The organism is Haloferax sp. ATB1 (assembly GCF_000730175.1).
Genome location: NZ_JPES01000104.1, coordinates 19,561 through 42,300, shown reverse-complemented (window position 1 = coordinate 42,300; position 22,740 = coordinate 19,561). Strand labels below are relative to the sequence as shown.

The 22,740-nt window shown below is 57.8% G+C and carries 25 protein-coding genes and 3 pseudogenes; 10 read left to right on the top strand and 18 right to left on the bottom strand.

Annotated features, from left to right (window positions below):
* Positions 1–5 precede the first annotated feature (5 nt).
* Positions 6–1,196 (bottom strand): GAF domain-containing sensor histidine kinase, encoded by a 1,191-nt coding sequence (locus ATB1_RS19980; protein WP_198526138.1) that lies wholly within the window; start codon positions 1,194–1,196, stop codon positions 6–8.
* Positions 1,197–1,227: 31 nt separating this feature from the next.
* Here ATB1_RS19980 and ATB1_RS22125 point away from each other — a divergent pair, with 31 nt between their 5' ends.
* The 4 genes and pseudogenes from ATB1_RS22125 to ATB1_RS17200 form a co-directional block, all read left to right on the top strand.
* Positions 1,228–1,440 (top strand): hypothetical protein, encoded by a 213-nt coding sequence (locus ATB1_RS22125; protein WP_042665886.1) that lies wholly within the window; start codon positions 1,228–1,230, stop codon positions 1,438–1,440.
* 322 nt (positions 1,441–1,762) lie between these two features.
* Positions 1,763–2,152 carry an IS200/IS605 family transposase gene (gene tnpA, locus ATB1_RS17210; protein WP_042665883.1) on the top strand — a complete coding sequence of 130 codons (390 nt, stop codon included), beginning with the start codon at positions 1,763–1,765 and terminating at the stop codon, positions 2,150–2,152.
* Positions 2,149–3,384, top strand: a complete 1,236-nt coding sequence (locus ATB1_RS17205; RefSeq protein ID WP_042665878.1) for an RNA-guided endonuclease TnpB family protein — start codon at positions 2,149–2,151, stop codon at positions 3,382–3,384. Before tnpA ends, ATB1_RS17205 begins: the two co-directional genes overlap by 4 nt.
* A gap of 72 nt (positions 3,385–3,456) precedes the next feature.
* Positions 3,457–4,074, top strand: a pseudogene (locus tag ATB1_RS17200) (Cdc6/Cdc18 family protein); the annotation flags it as partial.
* 53 nt (positions 4,075–4,127) lie between these two features.
* Here the strand turns inward: ATB1_RS17200 and ATB1_RS17195 are convergent.
* From ATB1_RS17195 to ATB1_RS17175, 5 genes are all read right to left on the bottom strand, one after another.
* Positions 4,128–5,282, bottom strand: a complete 1,155-nt coding sequence (locus ATB1_RS17195) for a Fic family protein (RefSeq protein ID WP_042665876.1) — start codon at positions 5,280–5,282, stop codon at positions 4,128–4,130.
* Between the two features lie 78 nt (positions 5,283–5,360).
* Positions 5,361–5,555 carry a hypothetical protein gene (locus ATB1_RS17190; RefSeq protein WP_241768243.1) on the bottom strand — a complete coding sequence of 65 codons (195 nt, stop codon included), beginning with the start codon at positions 5,553–5,555 and terminating at the stop codon, positions 5,361–5,363.
* Positions 5,556–5,784: 229 nt separating this feature from the next.
* Positions 5,785–6,267, bottom strand: coding sequence for a hypothetical protein (locus ATB1_RS17185; RefSeq protein WP_042665874.1), 483 nt, complete (start codon positions 6,265–6,267; stop codon positions 5,785–5,787).
* A gap of 2 nt (positions 6,268–6,269) precedes the next feature.
* Positions 6,270–6,812 (bottom strand): hypothetical protein, encoded by a 543-nt coding sequence (locus ATB1_RS17180; protein WP_241768326.1) that lies wholly within the window; start codon positions 6,810–6,812, stop codon positions 6,270–6,272.
* 200 nt (positions 6,813–7,012) lie between these two features.
* Positions 7,013–8,587: a NosD domain-containing protein gene (locus tag ATB1_RS17175; protein WP_052368096.1), complete on the bottom strand. Its 1,575-nt coding sequence runs from the start codon at positions 8,585–8,587 to the stop codon at positions 7,013–7,015.
* A 357-nt stretch (positions 8,588–8,944) separates the two neighbouring features.
* Between ATB1_RS17175 and ATB1_RS17170 the strand changes: the two genes are divergently transcribed.
* On the top strand, positions 8,945–9,394 hold the full coding sequence (locus ATB1_RS17170; RefSeq protein ID WP_042665870.1) for a hypothetical protein: 450 nt from the start codon (positions 8,945–8,947) through the stop codon (positions 9,392–9,394).
* 47 nt (positions 9,395–9,441) lie between these two features.
* Here ATB1_RS17170 and ATB1_RS17165 read toward each other — a convergent pair whose 3' ends face one another.
* Positions 9,442–9,978, bottom strand: coding sequence for a hypothetical protein (locus ATB1_RS17165; RefSeq protein ID WP_042665868.1), 537 nt, complete (start codon positions 9,976–9,978; stop codon positions 9,442–9,444).
* 148 nt (positions 9,979–10,126) lie between these two features.
* Between ATB1_RS17165 and ATB1_RS17160 the strand changes: the two genes are divergently transcribed.
* A complete protein-coding gene (locus ATB1_RS17160) occupies positions 10,127–11,044 on the top strand; it encodes an NAD-dependent epimerase/dehydratase family protein (protein WP_042665866.1) in 918 nt (305 codons plus the stop codon).
* A 201-nt stretch (positions 11,045–11,245) separates the two neighbouring features.
* On the opposite strand, the gene ATB1_RS22120 is transcribed toward ATB1_RS17160, so the two are convergent.
* From ATB1_RS22120 to ATB1_RS17145, 3 genes are all read right to left on the bottom strand, one after another.
* Positions 11,246–11,419, bottom strand: coding sequence for a transcriptional regulator (locus tag ATB1_RS22120; protein ID WP_157837764.1), 174 nt, complete (start codon positions 11,417–11,419; stop codon positions 11,246–11,248).
* Positions 11,420–11,617: 198 nt separating this feature from the next.
* Entirely contained in the window at positions 11,618–12,082 is a 465-nt protein-coding gene (locus ATB1_RS17150) for a hypothetical protein (RefSeq protein ID WP_241768325.1), read from the bottom strand.
* A 248-nt stretch (positions 12,083–12,330) separates the two neighbouring features.
* The gene (locus ATB1_RS17145; protein WP_042665864.1) at positions 12,331–12,978 is read right to left on the bottom strand and encodes a hypothetical protein; all 648 of its coding nucleotides are present in this window, start codon (positions 12,976–12,978) and stop codon (positions 12,331–12,333) included.
* Between the two features lie 296 nt (positions 12,979–13,274).
* On the opposite strand from ATB1_RS17145, the gene ATB1_RS21140 reads away from it, so the two are divergent.
* Positions 13,275–13,526 (top strand): winged-helix domain-containing protein, encoded by a 252-nt coding sequence (locus ATB1_RS21140; RefSeq protein ID WP_082256470.1) that lies wholly within the window; start codon positions 13,275–13,277, stop codon positions 13,524–13,526.
* On the opposite strand, the gene ATB1_RS21135 is transcribed toward ATB1_RS21140, so the two are convergent.
* Positions 13,527–13,760, bottom strand: coding sequence for an HTH domain-containing protein (locus ATB1_RS21135; RefSeq protein ID WP_082256475.1), 234 nt, complete (start codon positions 13,758–13,760; stop codon positions 13,527–13,529).
* Between the two features lie 171 nt (positions 13,761–13,931).
* Between ATB1_RS21135 and ATB1_RS17140 the strand changes: the two genes are divergently transcribed.
* Both ATB1_RS17140 and ATB1_RS21810 read left to right on the top strand, forming a co-directional pair.
* On the top strand, positions 13,932–14,240 hold the full coding sequence (locus ATB1_RS17140; RefSeq protein ID WP_042665862.1) for a hypothetical protein: 309 nt from the start codon (positions 13,932–13,934) through the stop codon (positions 14,238–14,240).
* 606 nt (positions 14,241–14,846) lie between these two features.
* Positions 14,847–15,024, top strand: a pseudogene (locus ATB1_RS21810) (nucleoside-diphosphate sugar epimerase); the annotation flags it as partial.
* Between the two features lie 47 nt (positions 15,025–15,071).
* Here ATB1_RS21810 and ATB1_RS17130 read toward each other — a convergent pair.
* From ATB1_RS17130 to aglF, 6 genes are all read right to left on the bottom strand, one after another.
* The gene (locus ATB1_RS17130; protein WP_128081498.1) at positions 15,072–16,358 is read right to left on the bottom strand and encodes an RNA-guided endonuclease TnpB family protein; all 1,287 of its coding nucleotides are present in this window, start codon (positions 16,356–16,358) and stop codon (positions 15,072–15,074) included.
* 497 nt (positions 16,359–16,855) lie between these two features.
* Positions 16,856–17,356: a metal-dependent hydrolase gene (locus ATB1_RS17125; RefSeq protein WP_042665859.1), complete on the bottom strand. Its 501-nt coding sequence runs from the start codon at positions 17,354–17,356 to the stop codon at positions 16,856–16,858.
* Positions 17,349–17,879, bottom strand: coding sequence for a hypothetical protein (locus ATB1_RS17120; protein ID WP_241768324.1), 531 nt, complete (start codon positions 17,877–17,879; stop codon positions 17,349–17,351). Before ATB1_RS17120 ends, ATB1_RS17125 begins: the two co-directional genes overlap by 8 nt.
* A 70-nt stretch (positions 17,880–17,949) precedes the next feature.
* Positions 17,950–19,098 (bottom strand): glycosyltransferase family 4 protein, encoded by a 1,149-nt coding sequence (locus ATB1_RS17115; RefSeq protein WP_042665858.1) that lies wholly within the window; start codon positions 19,096–19,098, stop codon positions 17,950–17,952.
* A gap of 69 nt (positions 19,099–19,167) precedes the next feature.
* Entirely contained in the window at positions 19,168–20,472 is a 1,305-nt protein-coding gene (gene aglM, locus ATB1_RS17110; protein ID WP_042665857.1) for a UDP-glucose 6-dehydrogenase AglM, read from the bottom strand.
* A gap of 87 nt (positions 20,473–20,559) precedes the next feature.
* A complete protein-coding gene (aglF, locus tag ATB1_RS17105) occupies positions 20,560–21,288 on the bottom strand; it encodes a UTP--glucose-1-phosphate uridylyltransferase AglF (protein WP_042665856.1) in 729 nt (242 codons plus the stop codon).
* Positions 21,289–21,486: 198 nt separating this feature from the next.
* On the opposite strand from aglF, the pseudogene ATB1_RS23550 reads away from it, so the two are divergent.
* Positions 21,487–21,798, top strand: a pseudogene (locus ATB1_RS23550) (IS5/IS1182 family transposase); the annotation flags it as partial.
* 25 nt (positions 21,799–21,823) lie between these two features.
* Here ATB1_RS23550 and ATB1_RS17095 read toward each other — a convergent pair.
* Positions 21,824–22,708, bottom strand: coding sequence for an IS1595 family transposase (locus tag ATB1_RS17095; protein WP_042665855.1), 885 nt, complete (start codon positions 22,706–22,708; stop codon positions 21,824–21,826).
* Positions 22,709–22,740: the final 32 nt, after the last annotated feature.

The following is a 22,740-nucleotide window of genomic DNA, read 5'->3' as shown; positions in this document are numbered from 1 at the left end:
ATGGTTCATTCAGGAGCGATCGACGCCGCCTGCTGAAGCTGGAGTTCGACCGTCGTTCCGGACGAGGTCGGTGGTACCTCGATCTCACCATCGAGGTTGGTGAGTATCCAATACACAAGGACGAGTCCGATACCACTTCCGTGGTCGAGTGCGGTCTCAGTAGCCCCAGTCAGTACTCGGCGTTCACCTGACGGTAGTCCCGGCCCATCGTCACTAACCTCTATCGTCGTTCGATCTGTCCCGCGATTGACCTCCACAGCGATCGTCGGATCTTCTCCAGCGTGTTTGGCCGCGTTCGTGAGAAGCTCTGAGACCGCATCAGATAGTTGTGAGTCTGCGAACGACATCGCTCGGTCGGGTACACTAAGCGAGATGTCCACTGAGTGGTGTCTCTCACGGACATCGCGTACCGCGTCCTCCACTTTCGGGACGATATCTATCGGCCGTGCGACTGGGACGGATCGCGTCAGCTTTTCCAATTCTCGAGCTTTCTCGGCAACTGAAAGCAGTTCGGCGGTCGTCGAATCGATGGTCGAGGCTAACTGCGCCGTCTCTCCGGACGTTCGCTCTTCTAACAGCTGTGCAGTTCCCTGAACCACATTCAAGTCGTTCCGGAGATTGTGGCGCAGGATGCGGTTGAGTACTGAAATTAGGCGGTCTCGATTGGTGAGATCCTTCTCGTGATGGGCACCTTCGAGTCGTTTCTGCAGGACCTCACCGGCTAACTCGATGAAGATTTGTTCGGCCTCGGAGAACGGGTTCTCCCGCGGCTCCGATCCAACGAAACAGACCGTCCCGTACGGCTCACCGAACACTTGGATGCGTATCCCCAGATACGTATCTAGCTGGTGGAGTTGGTACGCGTGGTCGTCTGCTCTGCCTTGGTTGCCGGCATCGTGTAATGCAAGCGGCGTCGACTGGTGAATTGTGCGCCGGCAGTATGAATCACTCAGCTTCGACGTGAGGCCGGCAGGATACGGACCTTCGGGAGCATCCGTTGATCCAATCACTTCCCACCGGTTTTCGTCTTCATCGATTTCGGTGATGTGGCCATGGTTGACGCCGAGATAGTTCGCTCCAATCTCGATTACCTCATCGATGGCCTTCTTGCTGGGAATACTGCGATGCAAGAGCGAATAGAGCTGGCTTCGTGCTTCCTCACCGGACAGGGAAGGGGATCTCTCAGTACGTGTCACTAACGAATTTCCTGCTACCAGTACTAGTGGTGTGCTAACACAAAAGGCTGGTTCCGTCTCCACCGTTTGGGACGAACGCAGCGCTGCTGCGGTTATCGACAGAACGAACGGGGGCATTGACCCAGCGGCGATTGGGGTCGGGTTCGGCGTCGCACTCGGCTTGGTGCTGGACACGCTTGTAGTGGGCATCGCAATCGGCGTGGCGCTCGAGACGAGGCTGGGCGCGGAGTTGTCGATGCGGTAGAGTGGCGGAGTTAGAGACTGGTGGCTCCGGTCATCGACCCACAACTGAAGCCGTGGGCTTGCCCTTGTATCTGTGTGAGTTTGCTCCGGAAGCGAGGGGTGTGTTGCGCATCGACCCAACCATTGTTCTGGTAGTGTGGCGACACACGAGGTTTTCACCAAGTTCTAGTGATCAGTGATAAAGATACGAGCGCATACCCCCGTCTTTAGGCGGGGGTCAAGCGGACAATACCCTACACACTCACCAAACGACTCCACGGCTGGATTTCCCACCGTACTATCGGTAGTATTAACACGCCGACGGACCATAGTGTGCAACACGGATGAAGACCACACGGCACGCGACTTACAACCTCAACTACCACATAGTGTGGTTGCCGAAGTACCGTCAATCGGTACTCGTCAATGAGGTTGCAGACCGTGTGAGAACTATCCTCCACGAAATAGCCGACGACAAAGGCGTCGAAATACTCGACCTCACCGTACAGCCGGACCACGTTCACCTGTTCGTCAGTAGCCCACCCAAGAACGAACCGGCGCTACTCGCCAACTGGTTCAAGGGTATCTCCTCGCGCAAGTACAACCACCGATACGCCGACCACGACGGCGAGAAAATCGGATGGACGCGAGGATACTACGCAGGGACCGCCGGGCATGTTTCAAGTGAGACTGTCGAGAACTACATTCAACAGCACAAGGAGGGCGACTCGTGACCGAACTCACGAAAACTCTGGAACTCAAACTTGTGGACCCGAACGCCCACAAGCGGAGGAAACTCCGAGAGACGAGAGAAGCGTACAAACACGCCCTTCAAGACGCCTTCGACGCCCGATGTACCACGCAGACCGAAGCGAACGACGTGGTGGTCAACTACGACCTGAGCGGGTACGCGAAGAACGCGCTCAAGAAGTACGTCCCGCAACTCACAACGACGTACAACGCGGGCGAACTTCACGACGACCACCCTGTGCGCTTCACCAACGAGGGGCTACGGTTCGACCACAAGCCCGAGAACGCTATCGAGTGGTACGTCAAAATCCCGCACCACGAGGACTACCACCTCTGGATGCCAGCACAACCGAATCCCGAACAGCGGGGCTGGCTGGAAGCGTTAAACGCGGGGGACGCCACGATGGGCGAGAGTCGGCTGTTCGAGCGGGACGGAACGTGGTATCTCCACGTCACCGCCACCCGCGACGTGGAGGAACGCTCCGAGGTGTCCGCAGAAGAACGGACGCCCATCGGAGTGGACATCGGGGAAGCGTCACTCGTCACGGTGTGTCACCGCGACGACCACGGTTCTCCGACCGCGCCCGAACTGTGGGCCGACGAGGGCAAGACCGTTCGTCGTCACCGTAAGACCTACTTCACCGCCAAGCGCCGACTCCAGACGCGCGGGAGCGAACGTATCGCGGAGTCCTTCGGGAATGACGTGTGGAGACAGATCGACGACGTGTTCCACCGCGTCACCCGCAAAGTCGTGGAGTACGCCGAGTCCGTCGAGAATCCTGTTCTTGTTCTGGAAGACCTGACGAACATACGGGAGTCGATGGACTACGACGACTTCATGAACCGGCGTCTCCACGGATGGGGATTCGCCAAACTCCACGCGCAGATACGCTACAAGGCCGTCGAGAAGGGCATCCCCGTCGAGACGGTGAACCCGCGCAACACCTCAAAGGAGTGCCATGCCTGCGGTGAAGTAGGATACCGACCGCGACAGGCGACGTTCAAGTGTACGAACGACGCTTGCTGGATGGGCGAGTACCAAGCGGACGTGAACGGTGCGATAAATATCGCAGACCGCTACCTCAGTGGAGAGAGCCATTCAAGAGAACACACGGATGGCGATGACTCGGCTGAGGATGGGGGGCGTTTGACCGCCTCACAAGACACCCAAGCCGATGCTACCAAGCAAGAGACGCTTGGGACGTATGCGTCTTGAAACCATAGGGCTACGACCAGCCTGAAATCCCGTGGTGGGATTCCCGCGTCTTTAGGCGCGGGAGGAGGTCAATACGACGCAGACGAACTCATTGAGATCCTCAATCGGCGACGTGACGCCTTCAAAGAAAACGCACTCGACGAGGGCGTGATCGAACTCGTTGCTGCCTATGGTGCGAAAAACGAGGGTGACGCACGTCGTTCAATCGACCTGCTTCGAGACGCAGGTGAGCTTGCGAATCAAAACGGCGATTCGGTCGTCACCGCCGAGCACGTCCACCGTGCTAACGACTCTGTGTTGAAGAATCGCGTCCTCGAGATCGTCGACGGAATGACCGTCCAAAAGAAGCTGTCTCTGTACGCCGCAGCGATTGTCGCGGACGTCAACGGCGGCGTTGCACCGAGTCCAGCAGTCTACAGCATTTATCAGATGCTCTGTAACCGCTCGTCGCGAGATATCTACACCCAAGAGACCGTCAACAGCCACCTCAACAAAGCAGGCACGTATGGTGTCCTCGAAAGCAATCGCACGAGTGGTGGGTTCAAACGCGGCGTCTATCTGCAATTTGCGTTCTCCGAGCCTGTTGACGCAGTCCTCGATACCTTAGAGGAAGACACTCCATTTGCCGGACTTGACTCCTCGAAACTCCGGTCGGCAGCCAAGCGGTTTCTCGCGAACTCGTCTCGGTGAGTGGGGGAACAGCGATTCGAGGAGAGCCCACGACTGCAGTCGTGTGGAGGCCCTCACACCGTCGGGCGTTCGAGGATATCGAAGACGTCGACTGCTTTGTACTCCTGGTTGCGCTGTTTCCCGGTTGTTTCGACGATGAGACCGTCTGCTTCCAGTTCCTTGATTGCATTGTACGCCGTCTGTCGGCTGACGTCGAAGCGCGATTGGACCTCGTTCGCGGTGAAGTACGGAAGGTCGAACAGACTCCGGGCGAGTTTGTGGCTCGTTTTCGAGTGCGGATAGCGCGTCTCGTAGTCCCGGCGAAGCTCGATGAGTTCGAACGTCCGCTCGTAGGAGTCTCTCGCCTGGGCTTCGATTCCGTCGAGGAAGAACAGAATCCAGTCACGCCAGTTCCCCGCTTCGCTGACTGCGCGCATCTTCTCGACGTACGCCTGTTTGTTCCGATTGAAGTAGGCACTCGGGTAGAGATAGGGGTCCGAGAGATACCCCGCGTCGTGCAGTTGGAGGACGATGAGGATCCGTCCGAGTCTGCCGTTCCCATCAGAACAGGGGTGAATCGTCTCGAACTGGTAGTGTGCGATAGCGAGGTCGATGAGGGGGTGGTGCTGACCTCCCATCTGGATGTAGGCTTCGAGCGAGTCCATCAGCTCAGGCACGTTGCCGTGTGGCGGTGGCACAAACGGTGGCTGGCTGCCACGTGGTGACGGGATGTGGACGTCGCTTTCCCGCCATGTACCGACGACGTCCCCCTCGTTCCGAACGCCTTCGAGGAGTGTCTCGTGGAGCGACTGTAGCAGACTGAGCGTAATCGATTCGCCATCTCTCATCGCGTCGAATCCCTCGTTGAGTGCTCGTTCGGCGTTGAGTACTTCTTGGAGGTCGCGACTGACGTCGACTGTCTCTTGGGACCGACTGCGCGTGTGATACGCGTACACCTCGTCGACATCGACATCTGCGCCTTCGATTTCGGCTGTTTCGACTGCCTCGAGTCGGAGCAGCGAGGTGTACAGAACCGGGGAGAAGTCGACGGTGGGACTGATACCATCGATCCGTCCGAGTTGGAACATCGCATCCGCAACCGACGATGCAAGCTCGTCGTCCATCTCGATTTTCGACGACAGCGGTAACTTGTCCGGAATGTAGTAGGGGTTTGGATGGGACTCGAGATAACGACCGGGTGCGTCTGGTGGAAGGTTTCGCGTCCTCATTTTGACTAAGACAGTATTTGTGTCGGCTTAATCATATTGGTTTTAAGGTAATTTGGATAGTGGCTCGATCTGGACTACTTAGTCAAATTTTGAGCGAGTGTCCTTGTTCTGGAAGACGCCATCGGTACCGAGCGACTCTGCCTTCTCGACTGCCTCGCGCTCACGCTCAATATCCTCGAGTAGATCGCCAATGAGAACCTTTGCAACGCCTTCGTCCAGTTCTCCGTCGAGGTACTGTTGGTGCAACTCGACTCGGTCTTTATTCGAGAGCACTTCCCCAAGCCAATCGTTCCACGGACATATCTGTTGTGACCAACCATCCGTGGCATGACAGACTACCCTAGTGGCAGACTCAAACCCACGGTGAAGAAGGAGTTCGCTGTATGGTCACACCACACGTATCACATCGCCGGTAAGGTAATTTGAATAGTGGACTGACCACGTCTCTTCAGTCAAATCTGAGTTGTCGTTCTGGAGTACGTTGGTACGTCGAAATTGTTGCTTACGGGTTTGTGAGGTACGGCAGCTCGTACTGTCGTTCAAATTCATATTCGGTGGGGTATACCGGTGCTGTCGTCTCCGCCCATACCTCGTTAACTCGCGCTTCGATCGTCTCGAAGACGAGTCGGAGTACGTCGTTCATGTCGGCAGGGTATTCCGCGTCAAGTGCGGTCGTTTCGCTGGGACGTGGTGGGACGTGGAAGTGGTCGTCCGTGTTGTGTGTATTCGGATGACGGTCCCATCGACAGACCCAGCGGTCACCCGCCCATCGTTCGCGGTAGAGTAGATTGAACTCGCCATTCAACCGCAGTCGAAGTTCAAGCGCCGCAGCGTCAACCACGTCTGGATAGTACGTCTCCTCGAACGATGCAACAACACGGTCTGGTTTTTCGAGGGGGAAATAGTGGACCGACTCAACCATCGCTGCGAGACGAGAGCCAAGCAGCCGCATTCGTTCTTCGTTGAGGTCATCACGCCGACCCATCGCTAGGGGAACGGCGATGCAGCGCTGTGACCACCATCGGAGTCGAGTCGGAGTTTTGCCTCTCGAAGTTCTCGGAGCCGACGGGTGACCGTTCGCCACTCACGCAGGCGCTCTGCCACGTCGTCGTCGCGAGCAGCAATCCCAGCGTACGCGACCGCGTCCGGTGACGGTTCGTCGAAGTGCGCTGCGAGTTCGCGCTCGCGGGTTCGATACTCGTCAATCGCCTCAGCGACCGCCGCGGACGTCTCGAACTCGCGAATCAGTTCGGTGACCCGGCGAAACTCGAAGTACGCCTCGTTCCGAACGAACAATGCAGGGTTGTCAGCGACCTTCTCGAGGACGCCGAGATCGACGAACCACTCCAGGTGGGGGCGAGCACCCTCTTTTGTGCAATCAGCGCGAGCCGCGATATCCGCGACAGTCGTTGGTGTGGTGAGCGTCGTGGCCGCCTCGTACACACGGTCTTTCACAGTCCGCTGTGTAACGGTGCGTTCCCACTCCTCGGTGAGGTTCACGTCCGGGGGCGTCGGCGTCTCGTCGGTCATGACCGGTGCTATGTGGCCCGCCAATATTATTTTGTGGGTACTTGTATATCTGAGTAGCATCCGTTGTTTCTGTCTTCCCACTCAGACTTGAGTTTCAGATCTGGCGCAACAGCGCGGGCAAACAGCTTGTCACAACGCCGCGGGGTCGGGGACTGGCGTGCGGTGGCGGCCCGGTAGCGGGGACGCAGTGGGGCGGTTCGTTACGCTGCTGATTGGTTCCCCGCACCCACGTCCTCGGGAGCCTGCTGGAGCCACGCGTCGAAGTGGACGTTCGAGTGGCCCGCACTGTTCGGGTCTTCGGAGACGGCTGCACCGCTGCCGTCCGCGAGTGTTCCCGTTTCCGGGTCCGCGAACGGTGCGTCCACGTCCGCGGCGCTCGAGGGCCCGTTGCTCGCGCCCCAGTAGTTCGACGTCGCATTCACCACGTCGGCGTTCTGATTCAACACGCCGTACGCGGTGTTGTTGGCGATGCGGTTGTCGTGGACGGCGACGAATGCAGCACCCTCGGCCGTGGGCGAACAGACTGCCGACGCCTGAAGGGTGATGCCGTGTTCGTTGTGCTGGATGTCGTTGCCCTCGACGACGAGGTTGCGGTCGAGCGCCCTGACGAAGATGCCGTCTGTGTTGTTCATGATATCGTTCCCGCGAATGTCGTTCGCGCGGTCATCAGTCGAGTCGACGAAGGAGACCTCGACGCCGATTGCGTTGTCTGCAAGCGTGTTCCCCTCGATGGTGTTGTTGTACGAGTCCGCCCGAAGCGACACGCCGACGTCAGTGTCGGTAACCGTGTTTGCTGTGATGGTGTTGTCCGTCGCGAGTTGGCTCATGACGACCCCGGTTTCCGCCCCGGAAATCGTGTTGTTCCGGACGGTGTTCGCCCCGGCGTTTCGGAGGACGATGCTCCCGCGTGGCCCCGTACCGGGGTTGGTGAGGACGTTGTCTTCGATAGTCACGGCCGACGCGAACGAGACGGTGATGTCGCTGTGGGTGAGCGTGTTATTCGCGACGCGCGTCTGGGTCGGGACGCCGCGCGCCAACCCGACCGCAATCGAGCCGTTCACGACCTCGTTGTCGACGAGGTGGGTGTTCGTGACGTCATCGGACGCGTGTTCGACGGTGATCGCCCCGTTGACGATGCGGTTCGACGCGACGACGTTGTCGGAACTGCCGTCGTTCACCGTGGGATCTGAGGTGCGGACCTGAATCGCGTCTCCCGGCTCGGCGGTCGCGACCACGTCGTTCCCGCTGACGATGGCATCGTTGACGGTATCGAGGCGGATCCCAACCGTCTCGTAGGTCGTGATCGCGTTATCGACGACTTCGATTCGGTTCGACCCCGCTGTGCGGACCGCGCTCTCGACGTGCTCGAAGGTCGAGTTCCTGACCATCGCTCCGTCCGAGGCCGTCTCGTATCCCGGCCGGGTGTCGAGCGAGCCAACCTGGACGCCGATGGCTGTCTCGGTCACCGTGAGGTCAGTCGCCGTCGCGTTCGGCGCGAAGACGAAGTTGAGGCCGGTCCCCCAGGAGTCGACGGTGAGGTCGCGGACGGTGACGTTCGCGTGGCCGTCTGCAGTCCGGTTTTCGGTCTGGTTCGCGTTGACCGCGACACCGTCGCCGTCACCGGTCAGGGTGTGACCGTTCCCGTCGACGACGACATCACTCGATTCGATGTCGAGACAGGGACTGGCGGTGGCGTTCGTGATGTCAGTCCCGAGCGTGTAGACACCGGGTTCAGTGATGGTGGTACACTCGGTGATCGACTGTGAGCGAGACATCTGTGCCGTCCCAATTGTGGGAGCCGCCGTCGACGCCACTACGAGGGCCGTCACGACGGCGACTGTCGCAAGTAATCGTCGCATCCGCGTGGGAGTGGTCAGTGTTACCGCATTATTATCGGTCGGCTAAGGTCTGCAATTGGGGTTTCGGGTGGTGATCCGGGAGTTTGTGCATGGATACTCGTTCGATGGGAGACGCCTGTATTCGGCACGATGTCACTCGGTGCGAGGTGTGGGGGTCAGTATGCGTGAGCTCGTCGACGTTGGTGCTGATTTTGTTGGAGTGGTGCTGCAGACAGGTCGCGGCTTGGTCCAGACGATAGAAAAGTTCACAGCCAGTAGACATGATCGGACACTATGAACCGCCGTGCCTTCCTTGGGGCTGCTTCCGCAGTCGGAATCCCAGCTCTTTCCGGGTGTAGCACTCTCGAGAAGGTCGAAGAACCGTTCGTCACATACCAACTCGACGGGATCTTCACAGACAACGCCGTCAACGAAGCAATCGAGTTCACAGTTGAGGTACTGGATGGAACTGACCCGATATACGAAACGCAGGTTTCGCTCAGTGCACTCGGCGCTGACGACGGCGACTCCTCCACGGTGATTGAAGCACCGTGGATGGACGAGAACGCACGATACGGGATTCGAGTCACATCGACAGCCGGCGAACAGGTGACTTTGACGCTAGCCGACGTGTTAGCCCACAGAACAGCGGCGGTCCATGACAAACGCTATATCGAATACACAGTCACCTATACCGGGTTTTTCAGGCTCTCTGTGAATTTCTACGACGAACCTCGAACCTGACCGCGGTAGCGCAGCGAGGGACCCGGCTCAGTGCAGCTGACGCTCGGTCATCCTGTCGGCGTCCGCTTTTCAATCGCAACGAGCGACTCGTCGAGTGCTTCGAGAACGTCGCGATTTGCCGGTGCATCGCCCCACGAGTACCGAGACGTCGTCGTATTGAGGCCGATTTTCGCACCGACGACGAGTGTTGGGCTTGGTTCGCTCTCGGAGTATCCCTGCGTGTCGAACACGTCCCTGAACGCGTCGCTCCGCACCCACGACAGCCACGTTGCTTCAGCATGCTCGCCGAGGAGGGCAAGCACTCGGTCGTCGGTCAGCCATTCAACCGCCTGTGTGGCGTCGGTGGTTGTATTATCGGGGAGGACGAGCAGGTCGGCGTTGTGGGGTGCGTTCACCGTCTCGATGGCTGCAGGCATCGCAAGGTCGACTTCTTCGGCGACGTACACCGGCGTCACGTCGAGCCGCTCGTACGATGGTTGTTCCGCGTTCGAATCGTCCGTTTGGAGGGCCGAACACCCAGCGAGTGAACTGAGCGCGGCAATGCCGCACGCACGGAGGGCGTTCCGGCGGGTGTAGGAGGGCATAGCAGTGAGTTAGTCGAGGGGATTGAAAATATGTGTTGGAGGGCTAACTAGATTCGGTTGATTCCCGCAGATGAACCGTAGCCGTCTCTCGTCTGGTGAATGGACACTCTCGCGATAGGTTCTTGTCACTTGACGAAAGCAACCACGTATGGACGGCAAACGAGTCCTCGTTACTGGCGGTGCCGGATTTATCGGCTCGAATCTTGCAAATCATCTTGCGGAAGACAACGACGTCATCGCAATCGACGACCTCTATCTCGGGACGCCTGAGAATCTGGATGATGACGTGGAGTTCCACGACATGACGGTCCTCGACGACGACCTCCCGACCGAGGGTGTCGACGTGGTGTTTCACCTGGCGGCGCTGTCGTCGTACAAGATGCACGAAGAAAACCCGACGAAGGGCGCTCGTGTGAACATCGAAGGCTTCGTCAACACGGTCGAGCAGGCCCGAAAGGACGGCTGCGACACGGTCGTGTACGCGACCACGTCGTCGATTTATGGCTCGCGGACGGAACCCTCGCCGGAAGACATGCCCGTGGAGTCGCGGACGGGATACGAAGCGTCGAAACTCGGCCGTGAGCGCTACGCGGAGTACTTCCACCATCACTACGACATGCAACTGGCTGGGATGCGCTTTTTCTCGGTGTACCAGGGCTTCGGTGGCGCGGAGGAACACAAAGGCGAGTTCGCGAATACGGTCGCGCAGTTCACCGACAAAATCGCGAATGGCGAATCGCCGGAACTGTTCGGTGATGGGTCGCAAACGCGTGACTTCACCCATGTGGACGATATCGTTCGGGGGATCGAACTCGCCGCAGAGGAGCGACTCCAGGGCATCTACAACCTCGGGACTGCCGAGAGCTACTCGTTCAACGAGATGGTCGAGATGATCAACGAGGTACTCGGGACAGATGTGGAGCCTGAGTACGTCGAGAATCCCTTCGAGGTGTACGTCCACGACACGAAAGCCGACTACTCGAAGATACACGAGGCGACTGGGTGGGAGCCCGAGGTTTCGTTCGAGGAGGGTGTCGAGCGGGTTTGTGAGCCGTATCTCGACTGACGAAGGGGCTCGGTGGTTCGGCTGGGGTGGTTTGCGTTTGATTTTTGAGGTGGTCAAAGACGGTTCATCTGGGAGTCAGTTTCCAAGAAACCGGTTCAGTTCGGTAAATTCGTCGGGTGAGAGAACGACCTCAGATCATCAATCGTCAACACAGTATTCTCCCCTTGGTCAATCGCTACCCGAGCATAGGGTCCACCAGCGTCACTTATCGCAGTGTTTCTCCGCTCCCTTTCGAACCGCATCTCTGTGCTTCTGGGCAATTGGGTCGGCCTTTTCGATACGCGGCGTCGTCTCTTCTCGCTTTGAAGACACTTCCTCAATAAGTTGCTCCATGCGGGCGAGAATTTCTTTGGGGTCGTCTTCCGAGTCAACCATGGCTATACTCCTACAAAGAGTGGGAATGAGTATATCCGATTTGGTCAGTCGACCTCGTTCATCCCTAAGCAATACGTCTACAGAAAACACGCGGGTATGCGCTCGCACTATGTATCAACGCAGAGTGCCTCGGGCTTGTCCCTGTGGTACTTCACAGACTATGGCGTCTTGACGCGTGACTTCGGCTACGCACTCGGCCTACTTTCTCACCCCGCGTCGGTCCGCGGAGTACGCATACAGATAGGTACACACGAGAATCGCCGCACCAAGGCCAACCATATTCTGTAGGAGATCTGTGACCGTCACGACGAACATGAGCGAGAACACGCCATAACACCCGAGGCCGGCAAAGAGACACATGGTGAACCGCTTTCGAACCCAGTACAGCTCGTGTTCGCGTTTCTGTGGGAGACCATCGACCACCGGCCAGTACGACCCTGCGATGAAGCCGACCGCAATTGCACACACGAACAGCAACAACAGTGCTTGCGCATTCCCACCCAGTAGCTCACTCGGTGTCCAGTGGGTGACGGCACTCACGACGAGGATCGACGCGCTCCCGACCGTTGGAGATGCGATGGAGGCAATCCCAGCGCCCTGGCAGGCGGCCATAAATCGAGTCAGCGGGTCGGGACGAGTGGGACCGTACGATTCGACCGACATCGTGAGCGAGTCCACTCGCGGCGCATAGTTGGGTATTACGGCAGGATGGCCACCTTCGCTGCTCATCACACTCGTTGTGATCTGTCTCAGTTGGGTCGGAGCCTCGAACTCGTTTCATTCACTCACACTACCCTTGTTCACAGGGAGGCTTTCTCGGGTGCTGCTGCTAGCTGTGGGGGCTGTCTCCGCGGTGGGTGTCGACAGCGTGGCGGCGTGCGGTCGACTATCGACGGTTGATCACACGCTCGCTAGCGCCACCCCATCACAACGTCCGTGATGCTACTCTTCCCCGAGGCCGTTGGTGTCTCCGCGAGTTCCGCGACAGCGCGTTCGGAGAAGATGACGCGTTTGGTCCCGCGACGTTTCACGATCTTCACGCCCGCTTTCCCGAGGTCATCGAGGAAGTCCATGACGCGACTGACGGTTTGGGTGTGTGGCGTTCGGCCTTCTTTTGCGTGGAGGACGGTGCGAATCGTACTCGAGTCGAGTGCGAAGCCCGCAGGGACGTTCGTGGCGTACTCTTTGATGTCCTTGGCGATGAAGCGAGCGCGCTCTTGATTGGCGGTGAGGTTCGACAGCGCCTTCGAGGGAAGTCGGATGAGTTGTTGGAGTGGCGAGAGCTGTGTGTTGGGCTCGTCGTTGGGGGTGTCTTCGGATTCCACAGCGTAGAGTCGCTGTTGGAGATGCTTGCGGTGGTCCGTTGCGGCGTCGAGTTCGGCTTCGAGTTCTTGGGTTCGGGTTTCGTAGTGGGCGAGTTGGTCGCGTTGGGACGCGATTGTCTCTGCTTGGGCGTCGACAGTCGCTTCGAGTTGTTCGGTGTCAGCTTCGAGTTCGTCGACGCGGTCTTCGAGTTCGTCGATCCGGGCGGCAAGGTCTTCGATGGAGGGCTTGGTCATTCGTGGCCCTCCGTGCGGCGTGGCTGTGCGACGAGACCTTTTTGCGTGGGTGGTGTGTTCGGAGACATGCGGTTTGGTCCAACCAACCGCCTGGGGTCCGTGTCTTCAGCACGGGTCCTTTCTACAAGGACAAGAGCCCAAGAGCGATTGTTATCCGCGAATAGACGCTAGGGTACCATAATGCTTAGCATATTTCTGCTATTATTACATCTCAAATATGCCAAGCTGAGCGCTCATCGGCCGTACTATTGTAACAGAACAATCTGCTAGAGAAAATGCGACCACGCCCAGAATGGATGTCTCTGAAGGATGGGCTACTACTTGAGTTTCTTGCGGAGCATAATCTGGAACTCCCACCCAAGCCGCTCTATCGAAATCTCAATCGGCATGGACACGAGATTGGATACTCGACCGTTCGTCTTCGATTGAGTGAACTCGAGAAACACGGATTAGTGAGCGAAGTCGGTAGTGGTGGCTATTACGAGATCTCTGAGGTTGGCCAACGGTACTTACAGGGTGAAGTAGCGTTAGAGGAACTCGAGGACTAGCTAGTCCGCTTTCCACCACACGACTGCACGGGCACCAACGCTCATTTTTTCTACGTCGCCAGCTTCGTGCAGGGCCTGTAGCTTCTGCCGGGCTGCCTCACTAGAGCATCCGAGCGCTTCTGCAACTTGTTTTGCAGTCAATACTGGTGTGTCTGCCTCGGACAGAACTGTGAGTATCCTTTCTGGGGTGATCTGTGTCGAGTATCGCCCTTGGTCATCTCGTTCGCGGTCCATGTAGGTCTGTTTCATTCACAGCTGATAACCCTATTGCTAGGTGGCAAGTGGGAAGGTTTATGTCCAATTGCTACGTAGCAATTGGTAAGGAAGACAGGTCCCTCTGAGGCATGAGAATGCCCGCGTGCTAGAACACGCGGGACCGGTCTTCCGAATGATCCTAGAAGACCAATGTCAACTACGAACTCCGCGACACAAGAGCGTACCGTATCGCTAGCCGACCACCTAACTAACGCCCTCGCGCGCTCGTTCACGCTTGGGATCGACGCCGAGGGCTTCACGCACCACTACTTCCGTCCTGCCGACGCCGTCGTCGTCTTTGATGGCCGGACCCTCGATCACTACCAGCCACTCGATGGCCGGCCGCTTCGCGAGTGGAAGTCGTTCGTCTCCCAGAAGCGTGGGTGGACCTCGATGGGCCAGCTTGCACACCTCGGGCTCCGAGTGGATACCGAGCGGAAGGAGGCCCGCCGCGCATGAGTGCCCACGAAGAGTTGCAGATGCACCTTACCCAAGCGCTGACGCGGACGACTGAGCCAGAGGTGCAGGCGCACCTGCACGCCGCGTTGGAGTCCTGTCAGGAGTTGCCGACGACACTCGTGGCGTGTCCTTCTTGTGGAGTGGTGGGGCTGCCAGAGCGGATTGAGATACACGACTGTCGACGGGGGTGACTGAAGAATAGTGGGAAAGCCCACTATTTGGTTACCCAATGGGAGAATGATGGGTGTAGCCGATGTTCCGCTGGTGGGACGTACTGGGCTGCCTCTACAACCCATGCTAGCATAGCACATGGACGTACTTTGTTTTTACGGTCACGACGTCGCTCTTGACGTTCCTGGCTGAGTGGTTGGTTTCGACACCCAGTTACTGCATTCCGGCACAGACAGGGCCAGCACTACCGAGGCGAGAGTATTAGTGAGGAGAAGGCATTCAGGGGGTACCGTTTCGAGTGTATCCTCTGATGAATCGTCGGCTCAGGTGGTGACTTGAGGGTTTACCGTGTCACCAACGTCCGTCGATGGCACGTTGGTAGGCCACTTCGGCCTAGTCGGTCAGCGGAGTCACGTTTCACCCAGGCATCTACAGATAATCAACGAAGTGCTTGGGGGCGGACGTCGAACCCGAGTACGTCGAGAATCCCTTCGAGAAGTGCGTCCACGACACGAAAGCCGACTACTCGAAGATACACGAGGCGACTGGGAGGGTGCCCGAGATCTCGTTCGAAGAGGGTGTGCAGAAGGTTTGTGAGCCGTATCTTGAGTAGGTGAATCGACGAGAGTGAGAGTACATTTCGTGTCAGTAGCCTAGAACTCACTTCATAGGCTTGTCAGTGGACTCCCCTTCCGCCTCCGTACTGGAGTAAGCGATGTACTCGCCGTTCAGGTTCAGCGTCCCTGACGCAAGCGCACACTGACTGGGTGCGCCTCCACTCGAAGTCGTTTGCCCCGAGTGGAGTTGCTTCACGAGTTTGCGAGCGATATTCTTGCTCGCGTTGTAATCCGAATTCAGTTCGTACTCACACTTCTGACACACGAACCGGTGTTTCGATCGCCGATTCGACTTGTGTGTGAATCCACACTTTGAACAGCGTTGACTCGTGTATGCTGGGTTAACCTGTCGAATTCCGACATTCAGGACCTCTGTTTTGAACGCAACATACTGGTACAGGCGACGGAACGCCCATGCATGAAACCGCTTCACGCCGCCCATTCGCGTTCGAATATCTGTTAGATTCTCAAATGCGATGTGCGTGCAGCCGTGAGCGACGGCTTCTTCGAGAATTAGATTCGAGGCGCGGTGCAGTTGGTCTTGCATCCAGCGGTGTTCGCGGTTACTTATCGACTGAATCGCTAGATGCGCCGACCGCGTTCCAGACTGCTGCATTGAGCCACGAGTCTTTTCAAACTCACGACGACGGTGGTTCATCTCATCAGCGTTCCCGATGAACGCACCTGTTGAGGTTACAGCGAGAGAACCGTCTACGTTCAAATCAACGCCAAGGACTGTTTGGTGCTTGGCATCGGTAGACTGTGGTGTGCTAGAGTCAATTTCATCAATAGCCTGCATCATCCTCGCGTGAAGGTAGAACGACTCTGTGGACTTGTCGTACTGCAACGTAGCCATGCGAAACTCGAACTCTTTGTTCAAGAGGTAGTTCCCAATCGGTGTGCTATCCGGTTCTCTCGGAATTACATAGCCACACTCAACCCGGCCGTTAACTGTGGCAAGTGAAACGCGGTCTCGGTGGAACGTCGCAGAACGCTTGTCGTAAAGAATGCTCCACGCCTTGAAGTGTGGTTGACTCGTCTTGTCGCCATTCTTGAGTCGTTCGACTCCGGCTTTGGTAGCCTCAATACCGCGTCGGATTCCTTTCTGGACGAGGTTTGCGACGAGCTCTGTTTCCTCACGGAGTGAGTGATAGAGCGCATCATGTGCTTCCAGATACGAAGTCACGCAGTAGTCGTGAGGGTATCTCCACGCCCAGTCAGCTGCTCTGTTAGCGCAGTGAAGAAATTGATCTTTGGTTTGATGGAGATCATCGCACCGCTCAGTAGGCACGTCGAGCTTCACTTTCACGGTGCGAATTATCCCCGTCACAGGAGGGGTTGGCCCCGTCATCGCTTTTAAATATACACATGCGAGTGGACACGTAGTGAGTAATCGCTTCCGAGCGGTGCGACTGGGAACCTCACTACGTTTTCAGAGTGTGTCTACACAGAAACCCGACTGCTAAACCCAGAGAACAATCTGGTTTGCTATCAATATTCGATTGGTGTTCGGATGACTATGTGTCCTCAAACGAATGCTTGACCCTCACCACCGACCGTCGATAGCGCGCTCGTAGGCCGCCTCGGCCTGGTCGGCGACGCTGTCCCAATCGTACTGTTCAGCGCGTTTCGTTGGTTCGGTTGGTAGTGTCTCGTTCTAGTCAGGGCAGCTGACAGCGTAGGCTTGCCAGTCGGTTTTGTCACTCGTTGCGAGGGGTGTCAGGCATCCGATTCGTGATTCGGTGAGAGTGAGTCGATTCACCATCGCCTAGGTGTACTTGAGCATCTGCCGGACAGCGACACCTGGTAAACTAGTGAGAGAGTGAATTACGAACGCCCTTGATCTATCTTGAATCGGGTAACGCCGTAGGCGACGAGTGCAACTATCCCGAGGACGAGTGCCGGTTCGAAGTCCGTACTCAGGTACAAGCCAGGAGTCGGCGGATGGATGCGAGTAAAGGGCCAGAGGAGTGGATACGATAGCCCAGTCGGTTTCAATAGGAATGCGTCCGCGATGAGGTGCGACGCAGCACCGACTGAGAGAAGCGCAAACACACGGCTGCGCTCCGACTCGGAGACGAGAAGAACACCAATAAGGACCGAACACAGGGCTGCGCCTGCGGTATGAAGACCACCCCACTCAAACGATATCTCGAGCAATTGTTCGACTCGAGCGCTTGGAATCAGTAACCTGACCTTGGTCATGTCGGGGATGAACGCCCCAGCCATCGCGACGGTGACGTACGGACGCGTGATCCACTCGTAGCGCCACGAGGCGACCGTGGCAATCGTGTATGCGAGCAGGGCGTGTGAGAGCAGGTCAGGCATCGTGGTCCTCCGACTGCGTAGATTGGGTGGTGAAGTCACCTATCCCGAGTGGAGTCTCCCGCGGCACGAGCGACCACGTCTCGTCGAGACGCCACGACCGGATAATTCTCCCAAGCACCCACAGGCCAGCGAGGAACGAAACTGCGTACATGTACAGGTAGTTCCCCGGCGGGACGGTGTAGGCGTTCAACGAACGAACCGTCAGATCTGGTTCGACGACGCCGTATACTGAGAGACTGTCACCCTGCTGCGCATCGACAGCGGCATCGGTAACGCGAAGACGGACCTGTTCGTCGGCCCCATACTCAGCGCTGATCGTGAGCGGGTCAGTCTCGGTGACCATTCCCGTGAGACTCACCTGGTCGCCGACCCATGCATCGTAGTCTGTGCCCAACTCTTCGGAACCGGGATATGCGCCCACCCCTGGTGCAGGTGCGAGTGACCCAAACCAGACCATGAGTCCGAACAGACACCCCAGTAAGGCGAGGATGCCGAGGACACGTCGACGCAGGTGTTGGGTCATTGGTGTTCAGTTTGGAGGTTGGCGCATAAGTGTTCACGACTGTGGTGTGGCTCCCGGTTCACCTCGACAGCTACCAACTACCGTTAACTGCCCGACGATACGCCGCTTCGGCCTGGTCAGCGACGCTGTCCCAGTCGTACTGCTCAGCGCGTTTCGTCGGCTCGGTCGGCGGTGTCTTCCCCGCGAGTGCTCGGTCTAACGACTCGGCGACCGAATCGACAGTCGGCTCAGCGAGATAGCCCGCGTCACCGATGACCTCACTCGCCGCCGATTCGGGGTGTTGAACGCCGATGACCGTGCAGTCGGCGGCCATCGCTTCGGCGTAGGTGATGCCAAATCCTTCTCTCGTACTTGGTGAGGCGAACACGTCCGCGGCGCGCATCTGGCCCAATACGTCCTCGTACTCGTCGAGGAATCCAAGCATGCTCACGCGGTCGGCGTGGTCCAACTCACTCGCCTGTTGTTCGAGCCGGTCGGCCTCTGGGCCGTCGCCAACGACGCCCAACGTCACGTCGTCGTAGTCGTCGGCCACGCGGTCGAAGGCATCGAGGAGGATAGAGACGTTCTTGTCGGCGATGAGTCGCCCGGCGAACAGCACGTCGAACGAGTCGCCGTCATCGGGGAGCGGGGCGTTACGAATCTGGTCGACGTCGATGCCGTTCGGGACGACCTCGATCGTGTCTCTGTCTCGGCCAATATCGGCGAGGCGGTCGGCGGTGATACCAGAGACGGCGATTGGGTGTTGGGGAACTCTGACGGTGAGGTGTTCGGTGAACTTACCGAACGGGGCGAGCACGCCGAGGTAGTCGTCCCAGTAGTCGCCCCACACTTCGTGCCAGGTCGTGACAACGGGCACGTCGGTCCCGAGGGCGGCGAGCTTCGAAGAGAGCACAGGGAAGTACGGAAAGACGGAGGCGACGACGAGGTCGTGGTTTTCCTTGTGGAGTCGTTTGGCGAGTGGGTAGGCGAGACGGGCGGCGAAATCGAGCGCTTCGGTAATCGAGCGACGGTCGTCGGTGTAGAGTTCTGTTTCGGGGGCGACTGCACGGAGGGTGACGCCCTCGTGGGTGGTCTCCTTCGGGCCGTCCCAGAAGTGGCGGCCGTAGATGGTTACGTCGTGGCCTCGCTGTGAGAGTCGGGTGGCGATTTCGTGGATACGCTTTTCTGCGCCACCAGTCACGAACGGAAATATCACATTGCTGACAAACGCCACATCCATTATTCGTGTCATCTTCACCGCGGGTAAATGCCCTTTCGGTTGGGGCACTCTACCTTCGAGTCACGTCCCCTACCAAGTCAGGCCTTCATACGTGAGGTCGCCCGACGCATCGATAACGTGTCTGCCGTCCACGACGACAGGCTGTTCCATCTGGTCGAATTCTTCGTCTAACACCGCGAACTCGTCCCAGTCAGTACACACGACACACGCAGAGGCATCAACAAGCGCATCGACAGCGGAGTCTGCATACTCGATCTCAGGGAACCGTTCGCGCATGTTAGCTGCCGCGACAGGGTCGTACGCCGTGATCGAAGCCCCGCGATCCTTGAGGCCCTCAATCACCGAGATTGCGCGCGAGTTCCGAATGTCGTCCGTTCCGGGCTTGAACGCCAATCCGAGAACGGCCACCTTCTGATCGGCCACATCGACATGCTGGTCAAGTAAGGACAACAGTCGTTCGGGCTGGTTGTCGTTCACTTCAACCGCGGCTTCGAGAACGGCGGGCGAGTAACCCTGCTGTTTGGCTGCGTGAATGATTGCGTTGGTGTCTTTGGGGAAACAGCTGCCACCCCAGCCAAGTCCGCTTCGGAGGAACTGTTCCCCAATCCGGTCATCGAGCCCGATCGCATCTGCAACTTCGTAGGCGTCAACGCCGAACTCCTTGCAGATGTTTCCGATGTCGTTGATGAGCGAGACCTTCGTCGCCAAGAAGCCGTTATTGGCGTACTTGATCATCTCTGCTGTCCGGCTGTTCGTCTCGACGATGTGGGGGTCGGCTTCAGCAATGAGCGGTGCAAACACCTCGTGCATGTCCTCGAGCGTTCGGTCGTTGTCCGCACCGAGGGCGACCTTCTCGGGGTGACGGAAGTCGTGAACGGCGGTTCCTTCGCGGAGGAACTCAGGATTCATTCCGATTCCCAGTTGTTCGCCTTCGGCTTTGCCGCTCGCCTCTTCGAGAAGCGGCGTGATGACTTCCTCAGTCGTCCCTGGGACGACGGTACTTTTCACAACGACTGTGTGCCAGTCGGGTTTCTGCGCGAGTGTCTCACCGAGTTGTTTCGCCCCGGCCTCCATTATCGAGAGGTCGATTTCCCCATCGGCTTGCTGTGGGGTTGGGAGGCAGAGGAACGTAACGTCGGTTTCGAGGACATCGGTGTAGTCCGTGGTCGCCCGCAGTCGACCCGTGCCGTCTTCGCCTGCATGCGCCGCGACGAGTTCGGGGAGGCCGTCCTCGTGAATCGGTGGTTCGCCGCGGTTGATCGCATCAACGATTTCGGTGTCGATATCGACGTTGACGACGGTGTGACCAAGATCTGCGAAACACGCGGCGATTGTCGTTCCGACGTAGCCGCTCCCGATAACAGAGAGTTGCATTACTACGTGTGTCCCACGCAGGTCATATCAAATACTCGGAGAAAACGGAGAGACGGATGCGACGAGGCAGAGAAAAACTGGCTTCGCTTACTGTGCTTCAGCGACTTCGCCGCTCAGTCGCTCTTCAGCTTCGTCGCGGTCTTCGGGGTAGCCGATGTCGAGCCGCCAGCCATCAAGCCTGATTGCGTCGATTGTACGTCCACTGTGGATGAGCAGGTCGATTGCCTCACTAATCTCGTACTCGTTGCGGTTCGATGGCTGAACGAGGTGACACGCGTGGAAGATTTCGGGCGTGAACGTGTAGAAGCCCGTCATCACTAAGTTGGACGGCGGGTCGTCCGGCTTCTCGACGACGTCGGTGATCTCGCCGTACTTGTTCGTGTCACAGACCCCGTACCGGCTTGCCTTCTCCCACGGGACTTCTTCGACGAGGAAAGCCGCGTCAGCCCGCTGTTCCTGCTGGCGGTTGACGACGTCTGAGAGATTGGCGTTGAAGATGTTGTCGCCGAGCATCAGCATGAAGTCGTCGTCGATGTGCTCTTCGACGGTTAACAGCGCGTGTGCGAGCCCGTTCTGCTCTCGCTGGTGTGCGTACGTAATCGGGAGATCCTGGAACTCGTCCCCGTAGTGTTCGATAATTCGCTCTTTCATGTAGCCGACGACGACAACGAGTTCGTCAGCACCCAGTTCGGCGAGTTGTTCGAAACAATGGGTGAGTATTGGTTTATCGTTGACCTCGACCATCCCCTTCGGTTTGTCTTCAGTTAGTGGGCGGAGTCGGGTCCCCTCACCACCGGCTAGAACGACTGCTTTCATGTTGGCTACTGCGTCGTTATCCTGTATAGTTCTTGTTACCTACCTCATTGCTAATCGTCTGCTTGTAGAGAAAGTAAGGTTTGACAGAATATCACCAACCACATGGGTGTCTCACCAAAGGTTTCTGGTGAATCACCAGACAGTGTCGGATTTATTCGGTGGTTCGAAGGAGTTGAAGCGGAGGATTATCTAGTGGTCATGTCGAAGGTCTCCTGCTTCACGGGCAAAGCGGTCAGGTTGGTTGTTGGTAATCGAGTCGAAAACGCCGCTAATGGGAGATAGTGGCTTCGCCGACTACGCCCTCATGTCGCTCTACTTTAGGGTTTTCCTCGATGAATCGTACCGCAACGCGCTCGATCTGCTGAGCGAGATGCTGCGTACTCTAGTGAAGATCCGACGACGAGGGCAACCCTTCATCACTCGACGTTGGTAGAAGCGTTTGACAGATGGGCTCCGGCTCTCGCTGGAACTGCGCGATCCCTCAGGTCACCTGCCATCGATACTACGTTCGCTCATGTGTAGCAGATTGTTGATTTCAGAGAGTCGCTTTGACAGCGTGTTTGAGTGCTTCTCGACCAGGTTTTTTGAAGAGTTCGCTGCGTAGCTGAAAGGCTCGGAGATACTGTGTCAACTTGTCCTTCGAGACACCTCGATGCGGCGAGAGCCACCGTCGCGCCAGCGACGCGTGGCTCTCGCAGGTGTTGACGTGAACGTCTCCATCCGCGTACTCGCCGTCACCGTGGACGACGTATTCGCGGTGGAACTCGTCGTCGTCCTCAAGCGGATCGTATGCCCGAAATCCGTCTGTGTAGACTGTCAGCGACTCCTCCTCGTGGTCAGCGAGGAGGAGTCGCACTGTCGATTCGTCAGCGGATTTCGCTGGGACGACGTATCGCTGCCCCGTTCCACGGTCAACGATGGTGAAGACGGGTGGTTTGTCTCCCTCATACGAACCACGCCCACGCGTGGAGAGGCCACGCGAGCGCGACTCTTGGTCGCGCTCGCGGCCTTTCAATCCGGCAGAGACGTACACTTCGTCGATTTCGACCGGTCCAACGAGGTCGAGCTGAGGCGCGTCGAGCGCTCTGGTAAAGCGCTCGACGCGACGGTGCATCGTCTTGTAGGTAACACCAATCTCTCGCTGGAGTTGGCGGAGACTCGTGTTGAACCGCAAGAACGCGTAGATCGAGAACAACCACTTGCGGAGCGCAACCTTCGAGTGAGCGAAAGTTGTGCCCGTCTTATCGTTGAACGTGCGGTCGCAATTCTTACAGAGATAGCGTTGAAACGCCCCATAGCTGCCGTTCTTGACCGTTCGGTCAGAACGGAAGCGGGGGCATTCGACGCCGTCACGCCAGCGAACCTGTTCCAGCAGGTCCGCTGCGAGCGATTCTGAGCCAAACACATCGAGCGGAATCATTCGTGTCGGACACCGCTAGCGCGGTGTCCTTG